The organism is Paenibacillus sp. Y301 (assembly GCF_059445505.1).
Window position 1 is genome coordinate 100,055 of sequence record NZ_JCAIUL010000013.1, and the last position, 18,627, is coordinate 118,681.

The 18,627-nt window shown below is 42.6% G+C and carries 2 protein-coding genes; both read left to right on the forward strand.

The window, feature by feature from the left end; genetic code table 11:
• Nucleotides 1-29 precede the first annotated feature (29 nt).
• A complete protein-coding gene (locus AC1D69_RS19725) occupies nucleotides 30-7,757 on the forward strand; it encodes an amino acid adenylation domain-containing protein (RefSeq protein WP_495457853.1) in 7,728 nt (2,575 codons plus the stop codon).
• Between the two features lie 36 nt (nucleotides 7,758-7,793).
• On the forward strand, nucleotides 7,794-18,560 hold the full coding sequence (locus AC1D69_RS19730; protein ID WP_495457854.1) for a non-ribosomal peptide synthetase: 10,767 nt from the start codon (nucleotides 7,794-7,796) through the stop codon (nucleotides 18,558-18,560).
• Nucleotides 18,561-18,627: the final 67 nt, after the last annotated feature.

Consider the following 18,627-nt stretch of genomic DNA (forward strand, 5'->3'; position numbering starts at 1 on the left):
TTCCAATATATTTCGGGAGTGTTGATGCATTGAAACATGAAATTGAGAATATTTACACATTAACACCGCTACAGGAAGGAATGCTTTATCATGCCCTTCTTGATCCTCAATCCACAGCGTATTTCGAACAACTTACTTTCACTTTGCAAGGTCAAATTAATATTTCGCAGTTTGAGAAGAGCTTTAACATGCTAATCCAGCGATATGAAGTATTAAGAACTGTGTTTGTATTTAAAGAATCAGAACAACCCTTGCAGGTTGTTCTGCAGAATGTTGACACTAGCATTCATGTTATCGATATGACCGAATTTGAATATGAGGAACAGCAAGATGTTATATCACAATTTAAGCAACAGGATAAGAAGAATGGATTTGACCTTCAACAAGATGTGTTGATCAGGTTGGCACTTCTCCGCACTGGCGCTGAAGAATACAAGGCGGTAATGAGTTTCCCTCACATTATTATGGATGGCTGGTGCCTGGGTATTATTGCCACTGAATTGTTTGGGATTTATTCGGCCTTAGAGCAAGATGTCCCTGCACCGTTGAATGATAAGTATCCATATAGTGACTATATTGCTTGGTTGGTGAAACAGGATCAAGAGAAAGCACTGCAATATTGGTCCGATTATTTAATCGATTTCGAAGACCAGACCCAGGTTCCTATGCAACATAAATCGCTAGCAGAGCAAGGATTTGAGTACAGAAGACATTCATTTCAATTTAGTAAGGAAGTTACTCGGGGGTTGGAAAAACTCGCAGTTGACCATCAGGTTACATTAAGTACGGTCTTCCATGTCATGTGGGGGATGTTAATGCAGAAATATAATCACATAGATGACGTTGTGTTTGGAACAGTTGTTTCAGGTAGACCTTCTGAGGTTGCAGGTATAGAAGATATGGTTGGATTATTTATCAATACAGTACCCTTGCGTGTGAAAATAAGCGAGGGAACGTTGTTCTCTGAGCTCTTACAAGATGTGCATGCGGCAATGATAGAGGCGAACGTAAATAGTCACGTTTCATTAGCAGAAATTCAGTCTTTCACCGATCTGAAACAGCACTTAATTCAACATATTGTCGTATTTGAGAATTATCCGCTAGATTCCTCGCTCCTTAATGACAGTGGAGAGGGGAACAAGATCTCTATCTCGGATTTCGAGATGGAAGAGCATGCGAATTACGATTTTGATATATCCGTTTTTCCGCAGGAAGAATTGGAAGTTCAATTCACTTACAACGGTTTATTATACGAAGAATCCTTTGTTCAACGGATCGAGGGACATCTGATGCAGATGGCACATCAGATATTAAGAGATGCCGATAAAGAAGTTTCAGCTATCGATATCCTAACAGACAATGAAAGAACTCAGATTCTGCAGGGATTTCATTTAAATGAACCGGAATATCATCTGGATAAGACAGTCTCACAGCTCTTTGAAGAGCATGCACGTATCCAACCTCATGCGATTGCAACCCGATATCGGGGTACCCACTTGACCTATGATGAATTAAATAAAGAGGCCAATTGCCTTGCGAGGTGGCTAGTCAATCAGGGTGTCCAACGAGGGGATTTTGTGGGGATCATGATGAAACGCTCACCACTGATGCTGAAGAGTATTCTAGCGATCTGGAAAGCAGGAGCCGCATATATTCCACTGGATGTCCATTATCCCGAAGAACGCATTATTTCCATTATGGAAGATTCCAATGCAGCCCTGTTGTTGACGGAATCAGACTGTGGATCGGAATCATTACAACAACGATATGGTACAAAATGGGTCGAATTAGACATCAATAATGAACATAATAGGCATGAGAATTCAAGCAACCTGAATCTTCCAGTTGATCTTCGTGATCTAGCCTACTGCTTGTTTACATCAGGTTCAACAGGTCAACCGAAAGGAGTGATGATAGAGCAACTGGGGATGCTGAATCATATTATGGCTGAACGGGATGCTCTTGAATTATCCAACCAACTCATCTTTGCGCAGAATGCCAATCATTGCTTCGATATATCTGTTTGGCAATTCGTATGCGCGCTAGCATTGGGTGGGACGACGAGTATTATTCCTGACGAGATCGTATTGAATCCACAGCAATTCATTGAGTTGATTCATTCAGACAAGATAACTTTACTTGAGGTTGTTCCATCCTATTTATCCTTGCTAATGGACCATATTGAGCAACAGTCAATCCATCTTGATCATCTGGAACTTCTCATGATTACTGGGGAAACGGTGACACCAACAATCATACAGAGATGGTTCAGTTTATGTCCACATATTCCAATAATCAACGCTTATGGACCGGCTGAAGCTTCTGATGATGTATGCCAATATAGACTAGATCGCTCTCCAATAGGAGTAGAGAAGATTTCAATTGGAAGGCCCTTATCTAACATTCAAATGTACATTGTAGATCAGCACATGCAGTTATGTCCTGAAGGAATCACGGGTGAGATTTGTGTGAGTGGGATTGCAGTGGGCAGGGGATATTTGAATCAGCCTGAGAAGACATTGGAAGTGTTCCAAGATGATCCATTTGCTAATCAATTGGGTGTACGTATGTACAGAACAGGAGATTTAGGCAGATGGTGTGTAGATGGTCAGATTGAGTTTGAAGGCAGACGTGACCATCAGGTTAAGATTAGGGGATTTCGTATCGAATTAGGGGAAATTGAGAACACTCTATCTTCCCATACGAATGTTAGAGAGGCGGCAGCTGTAGCGTGGCAAGATGCAGGTGATCATTATTTATGCGCTTATTTCACAAGTGACCAAGAGATACCCGAGAACGAGATTAAATCGTACCTAAGCCACTTTCTACCAGAGTATATGATACCTGTTCATCTCATCCGTCTGGAAGAGATACCTTTGAATATGAATGGTAAAATTGACCGAAAAAGGTTACCGCGTCCAGTCGATAATGCTAAGCCTATGTGGATTGCTCCACGTAACGCAACAGATGAATTATTGTGTGGTATCTGGAAAGACGTGCTAGGCCAACAGCTTGCTGGAATTCAGGACAATTTCTTCGATTGCGGTGGACATTCCCTAAAGGCAATTATTATGGTATCCAAAATTTATAATCAATTAAATGTAAATGTAACCGTTCGTGATATATTCCGGCTCCCTACTATTCAGGAATTGTCTGATTATATATCTGAATTGACCGAAAGTATCGTTGAATCTATTCCTGTTATGGAACAACAAGCCTTTTATCCAGTAAGTTCAGCTCAAAAAAGGATGTTCATTCTTTATGAGTTAGAAGATCATAATAGTGTCGCATACAATATGTCAATGACATATCTAGTTAAGGGTGAATTGGACTGGGAACATTTCGAAAAATCCGTACAAGCACTGATTCGACGGCATGAAGTGTTGAGGACACAATTTGAGACGATAGATGATGAAATTGTGCAAAGAATACTGTCTGAAACTCCATTTGATATACAGAGAACGGATCTATCGAAATCACCGAACCTGATAGACAACGTGATTCAATCTTTCGTCCGACCTTTTAATCTGTGTCAAGCACCACTACTTCGAATTAAAGTCGTACAAACTGAAGATAACGAATACTATCTATTGGTCGACATGCACCATATTATTTCAGATGGACTAACAGGTCAGATCATTGTCCAAGAATTAATAGATATTTATCAGAATAAGGCATTGTCTCCGTTAACGATTCAATACAAAGACTTCGCAAAATGGCAGCGAGATCAACTTAGCTCAGATGTGATGAAAGAACATGAGACTTACTGGTTGCGACAATATTATGGTGAGTTACCGCTGTTGAATTTACCACTGGATTACCGGAGACCCGCCCGCCAAAGTTTCTCAGGGAGAACCCTTAGCTTCAATACCGGGAAGGAGTTAGCCAAGCAACTTCAGGATCTTTCTGTTCAACAAGGATCAACGTTATTTAATGTTCTACTTGCTGCATATCATGTGATGCTGTCGAAATATTCAGGTCAGAATGACATCATAATAGGAGCACCTGTCACTGGAAGAAATCATCCAGAATTACATAACATGTTAGGGATGTTTGTGAATACAATTGCTTTGCGAATAATATCTAACCAGGATACATCGTTCAGGAAATTTCTGAAAGAAGTAACTGAGCACACGCTTCAAGCAATTGAACATCAGGATTATCCATTTGAGCAACTGATTGACCGAATAGATGTGACACGTGATACTAGCCGCAATCCCTTATTTGATACCATGTTCAATCTATTTGATGCGGAAGATCAAGAGATTCTTCTAGATAAAGCGAGTATCACTCCTTATCAACGGGACAATGATGTGGCTAAATTTGATTTGCTAATGGATGCATATGAGGACAAAGGAAACATCTATTTCGATTTCCAATACTGCACTGATCTATTTAAAGAAGAGACGATTAACCAGATGTCGAAGCATTATTTATGGATACTGAAGGAACTTGTAAGTAATCTGGATATCTCACTTCGTAAAATTAGCTTGTTGTCGGAAAGTGAGAAGAATCGGATAGTCCAGCAGTTTAATGGTAAGAAAGTGTCATACGATTACAGTAGGAATGTGGCTGAGCGCTTCGAGAAGCACGCTGCGGATTGGCCAGATCGTATCGCTGTCATATTTGAGGAAACCAGAATTTCGTATGGGCAATTGAATGAGAGAGCGAATCAACTTGCTTCTTACTTACTAAATATTGGGTTTGGGCAAGGGAAGGTTGCAGCGGTGATGTTGGATCGCAGTCCACATTTTGTGGAAAGTGTGCTTGCGATTTGGAAAGTGGGAGGCGCTTATGTTCCTATTGATCCAGCTTACGGAAATGCAAGACAAGAGAATATTCTAGCCGATTCAGGAGCTGATGTGTGGATAACGACAACTGAACATCATGGAACTGGTCAAGCAGAATTTGATCAAGGGCAACTTATATACCTCGATCAGATTGAAGAGCAATTATTATCGGAATCTGCTGATAATGTTAACATTCCAGTGAATATTCACGATCTATCCTATATTTTATTTACGTCTGGATCAACGGGTAAACCCAAAGGAGTCATGATTGAGCATCTTGGAATGTTAAATCATATTCTGGCAGAAGCTGACGAATTAGGTCTTGATGAAGGGCTTGTGTTTGCACAAAATGCCAACCAATGTTTCGATATTTCCGTATGGCAGTTCTTCGGACCGCTTGCTCTAGGTGGAACGACAGTAATCTATTCCAATTCACTTATCTTGGATGTGGATTCATTCATGCAGCGAATGGATGAAGACGGTGTGACATTGTTAGAAGTAGTACCAACCTATCTTTCTGTCATGATGGACGTGATCGAGAGGAGAAAAGACTTACTGTCTACACTTCGTACGCTGATTATTACCGGCGAGGCTGTGAAGCCTGAAATGGTGAAGAGGTGGTTCATGCTATGTGAACATATTCCGATGGTCAATGCGTATGGACCTGCTGAAGCGTCGGATGACAGTGTTCAATACATGATGAAAGACTCACCCAAGGATGCACAACTTATTCCAATAGGTAAGCCGATCGCGAATATGACTGCCTACATTGTGGACGAAATGATGAGTCTTTGTCCTGTAGGTGTAATCGGTGAGATTTGTCTGGCTGGTATAGGTGTCGGAAGGGGATATATCCATGATCCAGAACGCACTCGTGCATCCTTCATGATCGATCCGTATGCAGAAGAGTCGGGGCAGCGTCTTTATCGTACTGGTGATAGAGGAAGATGGCTTCCCGATGGATCAATTGAATTTTATGGTAGACAGGATTATCAAGTGAAGATTCGTGGATTTCGAATTGAATTAGAAGAAATAGAGGCTGTACTTCTTCAACAAGATAATATAAAAGAGGCTGTTGTCATGGCTTTAGATGATGATGGAGGAAATCCTTATTTATGCGCTTATATGACATCGACAGTAAACATTGATTTACAAGCAATGAGAGTTGAACTTTCTCAGCTATTACCGGACTATATGATTCCACCATATATTATATGTTTGAGTACGATGCCCCTGCTGGATAATGGGAAAATAGATCGAAAATCATTGCCGAAACCGGATCGAAACATGGTCGTTGGTAATGAAGTAATTGAACCTATCGATGAGATGGAGATTCTACTGGTCGAGATATGGCAGGAAGTATTAGGTATCGATAAGTTGGGGACGAACCATAACTTTTTCGAACTTGGTGGCGATTCGATTAAGGCAATACAAATCTCGTCTAAATTAAATTCGCGTGGGTTTCAATTGAAAATCAAGTATCTATTCCAGTATCCGCAAATCAGACTTTTAAGTAAATGGGTGAAGCAAGATGTCAGAGAAATTGACCAGGGGCTTGTAGAAGGAGAAGTATTATTAACTCCGATTCAGCACTGGTTCTTCGATAATAAGTTCGTGCATCCTCACCATTGGAATCAATCGGTTATGTTATTTAATCCTGAGGGGTTTGATGCAGAGAAGGTGCAAGCAGTATGGTCACATATCATGCTACATCATGATGCACTTCGTATGGTATATGAGCAAGTGTCGGACATGATCCGACAATTCAATCGAGGGATGGACATTCCGGTACTGGACCTTGAAATCATTGACGTCAATCATGCTGCGGATGCCATTTCTGAAATCAATCATGCTGTAGAAGTAATTCAATCGGGGATAGATCTCAGTACAGGAACTCTCGTGAAACTAACCTTATTTCACACCAATCAGGGAGATCATCTATTCATAGTGATACACCATCTGGTCGTAGACGGTGTATCATGGCGAATCCTCTTCGAGGACTTTACGACTGGATATATGCAACTGATTCGTAATGAAGAGGTTGTGTATCCTAGCAAAACTGATTCCTACAAACGTTGGGCAGAAGAGTTGCACAAATATGCAAATAGTAAAGCTATGACTCGTGAAATCCCATACTGGAGTCAAATAGAGAATAGGGTAGTTCCGACTTTGGCGAAGGACTTTACTAGAATGGATATTCGAGTGAAATATAATAACATCCGTAGCTTCCAACTGTCTGAGAATGAGACTGATTTACTATTAGGTGCTGCTCATACAGCTTATGGGACGGAAATAAATGATCTGTTGTTGACTGGCCTTGGGATGGCCATTCAAAAATGGGCGGGGCACGATCAGGTAGTAATCTCACTTGAAGGTCATGGTAGGGAAGAGATGATTGAATATATCAACATCAGCAGAACTGTAGGTTGGTTTACATCGGTTTATCCGGTTGTTCTAGATATGAATGGCTCGGATAATATGTCATTACTAATCAAAAGGGTGAAGGAAAACCTACGTCGTATTCCGAATAAAGGGGCTGGATACGGCATTCTTAAATATTTGACAACGAAAGAGAATAAACAAGGATTGATATTCTCATTGAAGCCTGAGATTAAATTTAATTACCTGGGACAATTCGATACAGATGTTAACACGGAAATATTTCAAGTATCTCCCCTTACTTGCGGGATGAATGAGAGTCCTGAAGATGAACGAGAAGTAGCTCTGAATATCAGCGGCTTAATTGAGAATGGGGCTTTACACATATCGATCGAATACAACACCAATGAATTCACGGATACAAACATAGGTTTGTTCGTAGAGGAATTCCAAGATGGGTTGTCCCAAATTATCAAACATTGTATTACGAAGGAAAGTAAGGAACTGACTCCTTCGGATGTAGGCGACGATAACTTATCCTTTGAAGAGTTGGATGAAATCCTGATGTTCTACAGCAATAAAGAGTGAGGAAAGGCCTTACTATTGTGAGAAGGAGTGAGCCAGGTGCAGAAATTATCTGTCAAGAGTGTTTATAATTTATCGACGATGCAGGAAGGTATGTTGTTCCACGCTTTGTTGGATCCAGAATCTCCCGCGTATTTTGAACAGTTCTTATGCACCATTCACGGAGAGCTAGATGTTCATTTACTTGAACAGAGCTTTAATATTCTTATTGAGAAATATGATGTTCTTCGAACTAATTTTATGCACGAGAACTTAAAGAGTCCCAAGCAGATCGTATTCAAAGAACGAAGTCTAAAGATTCATTATCTAGAGCTTTCATCCAAGTCAGAACAGGAAAGTAAGCAGGTTATTGAACAATATATCATTCAAGACAAACTTCAGGGCTTTGATCTAGTGAAGGATATGCTGATCAGGCTTGCAGTGTTCAAAATGGGGGAAGGACGATACCAAGTCATATGGAGTTACCACCATATCATAATGGATGGTTGGTGTTTGAAGATATTACTCCAGCAATGGCTTGAGTTGTATGTACTCCTTGCCGAAGGTCGCCCTATAACTATGGGAGAGGTTAGACCTTACTCAGAATATATCCAATGGCTGGATCAACAAGATACTCAAGAAGCTGAACAATTTTGGCGTCACTATCTTAGCGGGTACTCTCAGCAGGCTTCATTACCTACGTTACCCCTAGGAGAAGGAGATACACGATCGAAGAATGTGGAGTATCAACAGATCGATCATTCTTTTTATATTCAAGAGGATGTTGCGCATAAGCTTGAGAGAGTTGCTAAGAAATATCAGGTCACACTGAACATGCTACTTCAGACGGTATGGGGAGTTCTTCTTGGGAAGTATAACAGGACGGAAGATGTAGTGTTTGGTGTTGTGACTTCAGGTCGGCCTGCCGAAGTTGAGGGTATTGAAGAAATGATTGGATTGTTTATTAACACGATTCCGGTACGGGTCCGATGGAATTGGAAAGAGACATTTGCTGAACTGCTTAAGAATGTACAACAAGTTGTTATAGATTCACAAAATTATGATTATTACCCACTGGCAGATATTCAATCTTGTTCTGATCTATCACGAAATTTAATTCATCACCTGTATGGTTTTCAGAATAATTCTGATCAGGAGAAATCGGTATTGCGAGGAATCGAATCGCATTTCTCGATTGATGAAGGCAGTGATTTCGAACAATCGAATTATGATTTCAATATTATTATTAGTGCGAGCCAGGGATTGGAAGTCAATTTTAAATACAACGCTAACGTTATGCATCCACAGATAATACATAATATGGAGGAGCATTACCGTCACCTACTTAAACAGGTAAGTGATAATCCAGAAATATTGATCTGTAATATGGAACTTATTACTGATGATGAAAAAAAGGAAATACTGGATCAATTCAATGATACATGTATTCCGTATGAGCTCCATGAGACATTTATTCAGCATTTTGAGACCCAAGTATTCAAGACTCCAGATCAACTTGCCGTTGTATTTCGCGACCAGCGATGGACATATAAGCAGTTGAATGAAAAGGCTAATCAATTAGCACGTTGGCTGATGGAAAAGGGTGTGACGAAGAATCAGATCGTTGCCCTGATGTTGGATCACTCGTCCGAAATGATTGTAGGCATACTGGGGATAGCTAAGGCTGGAGCAGTTTTTCTACCTATCGACCATCAGTGTCCTACTGAACGCGTGAAATTCATGATGTTGGATAGTCAAGCTACATTACTTCTCTCTAGACAACGTTGGCTACAGGGAGCAAGTTGGGAGACTGAAAACGCGGATATTGATGAGATTTCTCTTGATACATATGAGACTACCAATATTCCTAGTACTAGTAATCCTTCGGATCTAGCATATATTATCTATACTTCTGGATCGACGGGTCAACCTAAAGGGGTCATGCTGGAACATCGATCTCTGTTGAATCAATCATTATGGCATGCGGAGTATTACAAAATTACGGAAGAAGACCGCTGTTCCAAATATATAGGGTTCGGATTTGATCCTTCAGTGATAGAGATTGTTCCTCCCTTGATTGTAGGGAGTGTCATTGAAATTATTCCAGAAGAGCTTCGATTAGATGTATTCGAATTAAACAGGTATTTGGAGGAGCGGGGCGTCACGGTTGTAATTCTCCCAACACCTATGTGTGAACAATTGATGAGGCTAGATAACCATTCGTTAACGAGAGTGATCACGGGTGGTGATAAACTGAAGTCATTTAGAGAGACTGGATATCAACTCTACAACAATTACGGTCCTACTGAAAACACCATTGTCACCACCTCCTTTAAAGTAGACCGGCTATACAATAATATCCCCATTGGACAGCCAATATCCAATGTCAGAACTTATATTGTGGATAATAACGACTGTTTGCTTCCAGTAGGAGTACTTGGTGAGTTGTGCATCGCAGGAGTAGGACTGGCTAGAGGTTATCTGAATCAGCCGGATCTAACCTTACAATCGTTTGTGCTTGATCCGTACTATCCGGGTGAACGGATGTATCGTACAGGAGATCTATGTAGGTGGCTACCAGATGGGAATATTGAATTCATTGGACGAATCGATCAGCAGGTCAAGATCAGAGGCTATCGTATTGAATTAGGAGAAATCGAATGTCGCTTGATCCAACAACCGGAAGTTAAGGAAGCGGTAGTTACGGTATTTGATCATATTAATGGTGAGAAGATGCTGTTTGCGTATATCGTGTGCAACATCTCTGTGACGACAAACCAAATTAGACGTAATTTGGCCAAAGAGTTGCCGGAATATATGATTCCAACCTATATGATGTTCTTGGATCAGATGCCTTTAACCGTGAACGGAAAGATCGACCGTAAAGGGTTACCACAGCCTACGGTTCCTGAAGAGGAAGGAAAGGAAGATACGATACCCCGAAATGATATAGAAGCTAGACTTATTGAAATTTGGAAGAACGTATTGGGGGTCAGCAAAGTTGGGGTTTACAGCCATTTTTTTAATCTCGGTGGAAATTCCTTAAGCGCTATTAGGCTGGTATCTGCGATTAAGAAAGAACTTCAATCCAGCATACTATTGCAGGAAATATTTCAGAATCCTGTACTTTCAGATATGGCAAACCAAATCAGTGGGGAAGATAATGACTACTCCTCGATTGAGCCAGCTGCTCCCGCAGATTACTATCCTGTATCGTCAGCACAAAAGCGGTTGCTCATTGTAGAACAATTGGAAAGTGTAGGAGATGCGTATCATATTCCTGTGCTATTACGCATCCGTGGTGAGCTGGACTTGCATAAGTGGAAACGAACAATACATCAAATAATTGAGCGGCATGATTCCCTACGTACAACCTTCACTTGGGTTCAGGGAGAGCCGATGCAGCAAGTGAATGAACAGACGGATTATGCTGTGGACTATGTGGAGTTACTAGGAGGAGAAGCGGAAATTGAAGCGGCAGTTACAGCTTTCATCCAGCCGTTCGATCTCAGTCGTGGTCCGCTATTCCGAGCGACTCTAGCACGAATAACAGAGCATGAATATGTGATGATGGTAGATATGCATCACATCATCACGGATGGTTCATCCATCGGCGTGCTGGTGAACGAATTCAGCCAACTGTACCGAGAAGAAACACTACCTGAGCTACGTATTCAATATAAGGATTACGCAGTCTGGCAGCGTGAACAGGATGGGAATGACCTAATGAATAGACAAGAGGAATACTGGATTAACCAATTCCAAGGTGAGATCCCAGTACTGAATCTACCACTGGATCATCCACGACCGCAAATGCAGAGTTTCGCAGGAGCGAGCGTAACCATCCGTTTGGAATCCGAACTCAGTGAACTGATCCGGAAGTTGATATCTGATACAGGGACGACATTGTATATGGTGATGTTGTCGGCCTATACCATATTACTGTCCAAATACAGTGGACAGGAGGATGTAGTTGTAGGATCACCAGTAGCAGGTCGTCCACATGCAGATTTGGAGCAAGTGGTAGGAATGTTCGTGAATACATTGGCACTACGTAGTTATCCAGAGGGAAGTAAGACGTTTCGGGCATATGTACAGGAGATGAAGGAACGTGTTCTGGAAGCATTCGAGCATCAGGAATATCCCTATGAACAGTTGATTGAGAAACTGAACGTTCGTCGAGACTTCAGTAGAAATCCGCTGTTCGATACAGTATTCGCGGTGGAGAACATGAACATTGGGGACATTGAGGCAGATGGGCTGACGTTAGAACCCTATCCGCTTCCAGGAAATATTGCGAAATTTGACTTGACCTTCACCGTAGCAGAAGAAGGGAAAGAGATCATACTGGATATCGAATATGCTTCGAAACTGTTTGATAGAGCAACCATCGCAAGGATGGCCGCCCACTACCTACAGATTCTAGAAATGGTGACGGAGCAGATTGATATTCCTCTGGCAGACGTCAGTCTGCTGTCTGGGACTGAACGACGGCAGATTGTTGAGGAATTCAATGATACCTGGAGTGACTACCCACGGGAGAAGACGATTCATACACTATTCGAAGAACAGGCGAAGAAGTCACCAGATAAGGTCGCGATTACCTTTGGATTAGAGACCATGACTTACCAAGAGTTGAACGAGCGATCTGATCGTCTAGCCGCTGTGTTACGGTCGAAAGGTACGAGGAGGGATCGTTGTGTAGCGATCATCGGGGATCGTTCGATCACGATGATTGTCGGTATGTTGGCAGTGTTGAAAGCAGGAGGAGCATACATGCCGATGGATCCGCAATATCCAACGGAACGTCTGAGTTATCTGCTTCAGGATAGTCAGGTAGAGATCGTGTTGGTACAGAAGGCATATGCGGAACTAGTGTTGGGATGTTCGGCCGTGGTGCTGGAATTGGAAGATGAGGACAATTATGTAGTTCAGAACTCAGATCACTCACAAATAACTAGTGACTTGGATGGAATTGAACAGAATACCAGCGTCAAAGATCTCGCTTACGTGATGTATACATCAGGTTCAACAGGTCAACCGAAGGGTGTAATGATTGAACATCGCAATGTGGTACGTCTCGTCAAGAATACGAACTACATTCGTTTTGAAGAGGGAGATCGTATTTTACAGACAGGATCTCCGGTATTTGATGCCTGTACCTTTGAAATCTGGGGAGCACTGTTGAATGGGCTAGAGCTGTATGTAGTAGACAAATACATGCTCCTCAGCCCGGCCCTGTTAGGACAAGCTATTCGGGAGTATGGGATAACGACGTTATGGCTTACATCTCCACTGTTCAGTCAGATTGCTCAAGAACGTCCGAACATCTTTGAACCGTTGAAATACTTAATTGTTGGTGGGGATGCTCTGACACCGAAGCATATCCAATCTGTTCGTAAGCAGTGTTCAGAACTTATCGTGATGAACGGATACGGTCCGACAGAGAATACGACATTCTCGACCACCTACGTGATTGATGGAGAGTGGAATGACAACATTCCGATCGGTAAACCGATTAGCAATTCAAAGGCATATATTGTGGATCAGAATGGGCAACTACTTCCGGTGGGCGTGCCCGGCGAATTGTGGGTTGGCGGTGAAGGTGTCGGCAGAGGTTATTTGAATAATGAGATGCTGACAACAGAAAAATTCATGGTCAGTCCATTTGTAGATGGGGAAACGTTGTATCGGACCGGAGATCGGGCTCAATGGCTACCGGATGGAAATGTGAAGTTCATGGGCAGGCTGGATTATCAGGTGAAAATCCGGGGATTCAGGGTAGAGACAGGTGAGATTGAGAATCGGATTATGGAACATGATGCGGTGAAGGAAACGACCGTGGTGGTCATAGAGGAAACGGACGGTAGCAAATCGTTGTGTGCCTATGTTGTTGCCGATGATGTAAGTGGAGAGGAACTGAAGGCATATGTAAAGGAACAACTTCCAGAGTATATGGTTCCCTCCTATGTGATGTTAATGGATAAACTTCCACTCACGATGAATGGAAAGGTAGACCGCAAAGCTCTGCCACAACCGGAACGATTGTGCACGGAGGAACAACTTTACCTCCCACCTGAAACTGAAACTGAGAAAGAATTGGCAGTCATATGGCAGGACATTCTGGATGTAGAACAGGTAGGGCGCAGTGACCATTTCTTTCATATTGGTGGACATTCCTTAAAGGCGGCAATACTCGTATCACGGATCAGTAAACAGTTAGAATCTAATCTTCCATTACGTGAAGTATTCCGAACGCCAGTACTTTCGGATATGGCGAAACAAATCAGCAAGCACGGAGTCCGATATTCCTCTCTGAAGAAAGCAACACCCGCAGATTACTATCCTGTATCGTCAGCACAGAAGCGGTTGCTCATTGTAGAACAATTGGAAAGTGTAGGAGATGCGTATCATATTCCTGTGCTATTACGCATCCGTGGTGAGCTGGACTTGCATAAGTGGAAACGAACAATACATCAAATAATTGAGCGGCATGATTCCCTACGTACAACCTTCACTTGGGTTCAGGGAGAGCCGATGCAGCAAGTGAATGAACAGACGGATTATGCTGTGGACTATGTGGAGTTACTAGGAGGAGAAGCGGAAATTGAAGCGGCAGTTACAGCTTTCATCCAGCCGTTCGATCTCAGTCGTGGTCCGCTATTCCGAGCGACTCTAGCACGAATAACAGAGCATGAATATGTGATGATGGTAGATATGCATCACATCATCACGGATGGTTCATCCATCGGCGTGCTGGTGAACGAATTCAGCCAACTGTACCGAGAAGAAACACTACCTGAGCTACGTATTCAATATAAGGATTACGCAGTCTGGCAGCGTGAACAGGATGGGAATGACCTAATGAATAGACAAGAGGAATACTGGATTAACCAATTCCAAGGTGAGATCCCAGTACTGAATCTACCACTGGATCATCCACGACCGCAAATGCAGAGTTTCGCAGGAGCGAGCGTAACCATCCGTTTGGAATCCGAACTCAGTGAACTGATCCGGAAGTTGATATCTGATACAGGGACGACATTGTATATGGTGATGTTGTCGGCCTATACCATATTACTGTCCAAATACAGTGGACAGGAGGATGTAGTTGTAGGATCACCAGTAGCAGGTCGTCCACATGCAGATTTGGAGCAAGTGGTAGGAATGTTCGTGAATACATTGGCACTACGTAGTTATCCAGAGGGAAGTAAGACGTTTCGGGCATATGTACAGGAGATGAAGGAACGTGTTCTGGAAGCATTCGAGCATCAGGAATATCCCTATGAACAGTTGATTGAGAAACTGAACGTTCGTCGAGACTTCAGTAGAAATCCGCTGTTCGATACAGTATTCGCGGTGGAGAACATGAACATTGGGGACATTGAGGCAGATGGGCTGACGTTAGAACCCTATCCGCTTCCAGGAAATATTGCGAAATTTGACTTGACCTTCACCGTAGCAGAAGAAGGGAAAGAGATCATACTGGATATCGAATATGCTTCGAAACTGTTTGATAGAGCAACCATCGCAAGGATGGCCGCCCACTACCTACAGATTCTAGAAATGGTGACGGAGCAGATTGATATTCCTCTGGCAGACGTCAGTCTGCTGTCTGGGACTGAACGACGGCAGATTGTTGAGGAATTCAATGATACCTGGAGTGACTACCCACGGGAGAAGACGATTCATACACTATTCGAAGAACAGGCGAAGAAGTCACCAGATAAGGTCGCGATTACCTTTGGATTAGAGACCATGACTTACCAAGAGTTGAACGAGCGATCTGATCGTCTAGCCGCTGTGTTACGGTCGAAAGGTACGAGGAGGGATCGTTGTGTAGCGATCATCGGGGATCGTTCGATCACGATGATTGTCGGTATGTTGGCAGTGTTGAAAGCAGGAGGAGCATACATGCCGATGGATCCGCAATATCCAACGGAACGTCTGAGTTATCTGCTTCAGGATAGTCAGGTAGAGATCGTGTTGGTACAGAAGGCATATGCGGAACTAGTGTTGGGATGTTCGGCCGTGGTGCTGGAATTGGAAGATGAGGACAATTATGTAGTTCAGAACTCAGATCACTCACAAATAACTAGTGACTTGGATGGAATTGAACAGAATACCAGCGTCAAAGATCTCGCTTACGTGATGTATACATCAGGTTCAACAGGTCAACCGAAGGGTGTAATGATTGAACATCGCAATGTGGTACGTCTCGTCAAGAATACGAACTACATTCGTTTTGAAGAGGGAGATCGTATTTTACAGACAGGATCTCCGGTATTTGATGCCTGTACCTTTGAAATCTGGGGAGCACTGTTGAATGGGCTAGAGCTGTATGTAGTAGACAAATACATGCTCCTCAGCCCGGCCCTGTTAGGACAAGCTATTCGGGAGTATGGGATAACGACGTTATGGCTTACATCTCCACTGTTCAGTCAGATTGCTCAAGAACGTCCGAACATCTTTGAACCGTTGAAATACTTAATTGTTGGTGGGGATGCTCTGACACCGAAGCATATCCAATCTGTTCGTAAGCAGTGTTCAGAACTTATCGTGATGAACGGATACGGTCCGACAGAGAATACGACATTCTCGACCACCTACGTGATTGATGGAGAGTGGAATGACAACATTCCGATCGGTAAACCGATTAGCAATTCAAAGGCATATATTGTGGATCAGAATGGGCAACTACTTCCGGTGGGCGTGCCCGGCGAATTGTGGGTTGGCGGTGAAGGTGTCGGCAGAGGTTATTTGAATAATGAGATGCTGACAACAGAAAAATTCATGGTCAGTCCATTTGTAGATGGGGAAACGTTGTATCGGACCGGAGATCGGGCTCAATGGCTACCGGATGGAAATGTGAAGTTCATGGGCAGGCTGGATTATCAGGTGAAAATCCGGGGATTCAGGGTAGAGACAGGTGAGATTGAGAATCGGATTATGGAACATGATGCGGTGAAGGAAACGACCGTGGTGGTCATAGAGGAAACGGACGGTAGCAAATCGTTGTGTGCCTATGTTGTTGCCGATGATGTAAGTGGAGAGGAACTGAAGGCATATGTAAAGGAACAACTTCCAGAGTATATGGTTCCCTCCTATGTGATGTTAATGGATAAACTTCCACTCACGATGAATGGAAAGGTAGACCGCAAAGCTCTGCCACAACCGGAGTCTGGAATGAATGAAAGTGACTCTATCATCTCACCAAGAGATGAAGTAGAAGAGCGTATTGTTGAAATTTGGGAAGAATTACTTCATGTCAAGCCAATCAGCGTGTTCCATAACTTCTTCGAGCTTGGAGGACACTCTCTAAAGGCAGTTCAATTGGTCAGCAGATTCTCCAGACTGGGATGGGATCTATCGATTCTTGAAATATTTACGCACCCGACACCAGCAGGACTAGCGGAATGTATTACTCATTCCTTATACCGTGCAAATGACGAGGCGGCAGTGAGTGAGGAGAGGATTCTATTCAAAGAGCGGGAGGACCTTAAATATCACTCAGGTGTCACGTTAAATGAAGAAGGAATTCGTCGGATTCTAGTGGATCTGAATGTGATTCATGAGGGTTTCGCGGCTGGAATATCTGGAGGAGCTGTGGATGTGATCTACAATATCTCCCCTACACAGCACTATCATCTGAATGTTCATGATGTTTCAGGAACAGTCGTTATGCTAGATCGACCAACAGATAAGAAATTGTTGGAGCAAGCCTTGTTACACCTTATTTCCACGCAAGATGTGTTGCGTAGTGTGCTGATAGAACAAGATGGGGGATTATATTGGAAATTAGTTCATAAACCGTTGAATGTGTCCATACCATATCTGAACATTTCGGATTATACCCCTGAAGAACAGGATGTAATCTTGCAGGAAATAATGCGCAACTTTTTCCTTAGTAATTACACTGCACCGGGGACAATAATGTACAGGATATTACTTGTCACAATATCAGAAGGCAAACACTCCGTGATTATGCCTTTCTCTCATGCCATCTTTGACTACATGAGCAGTGAGGTGATCAGAAATAAGCTTACTCAATATTATGAATGTCTTCAGAGGAATCAGGAGTTACCTGCGGTTACTGGACCTTCTTACCGAGATTTCATCCAGCATATCATCCAAGGACCTAGAGGATTAAGCGATGAGATGATTATGGAAGGATTCGCTCTTGAACAGTTCAAGGACGCTTCTTGCAAAGCAGCCATCGTATTTGGAAATTATGATCCTTCGACTGTGACGTCATTAAGTTATGAAGTGAAACTGAAAGCCGAAGGAGTGAGTCTGGAAACCGACGAAATGTGGATGCAATCATTAAGGATGTTTCTATCCTTCTTCCAGACCAACTTCGGCCTTACATCCATACCTGCTTGGATAACGCATTATGGAAGGCAGTACGGTCAATCACAGTACTTTAATCTGGTAGGGGAATGTATCGATTATCTTCCCATACTACTAGATGCAGAGAACAGTATATCCGTGAATATGAAGACTATTAAAGATCGAATTACGCTTGTAAGCGAATGCTCTCTCAATATTGCAAATCTAATGTATAACGACTCAGTTAAGGAAGAATGGAGTAGATCTGTAGAACATGTTCGTGATGCTTTCGCCTTGCTACCGATAAACTTCAACTATCTTGGCGAACAGGATATGACTGGTGACGTTCTGAAAGGGGTTGATGTAAATGGAGTGAATAATGGGAATAAGAATCGGATTTTATACACATGTTGGCATCATCAGGGCTATGCGCATGTCAATGTCGTCCTTCCCTTTACAGATGATCCTGATAGATTCACACGATCCTTCAGTTATTAATCCGATAATGGAGATAAGTAATCATTCGGGACTGAAGTATCGTTAAAATAACAAATAGAAAGGTATG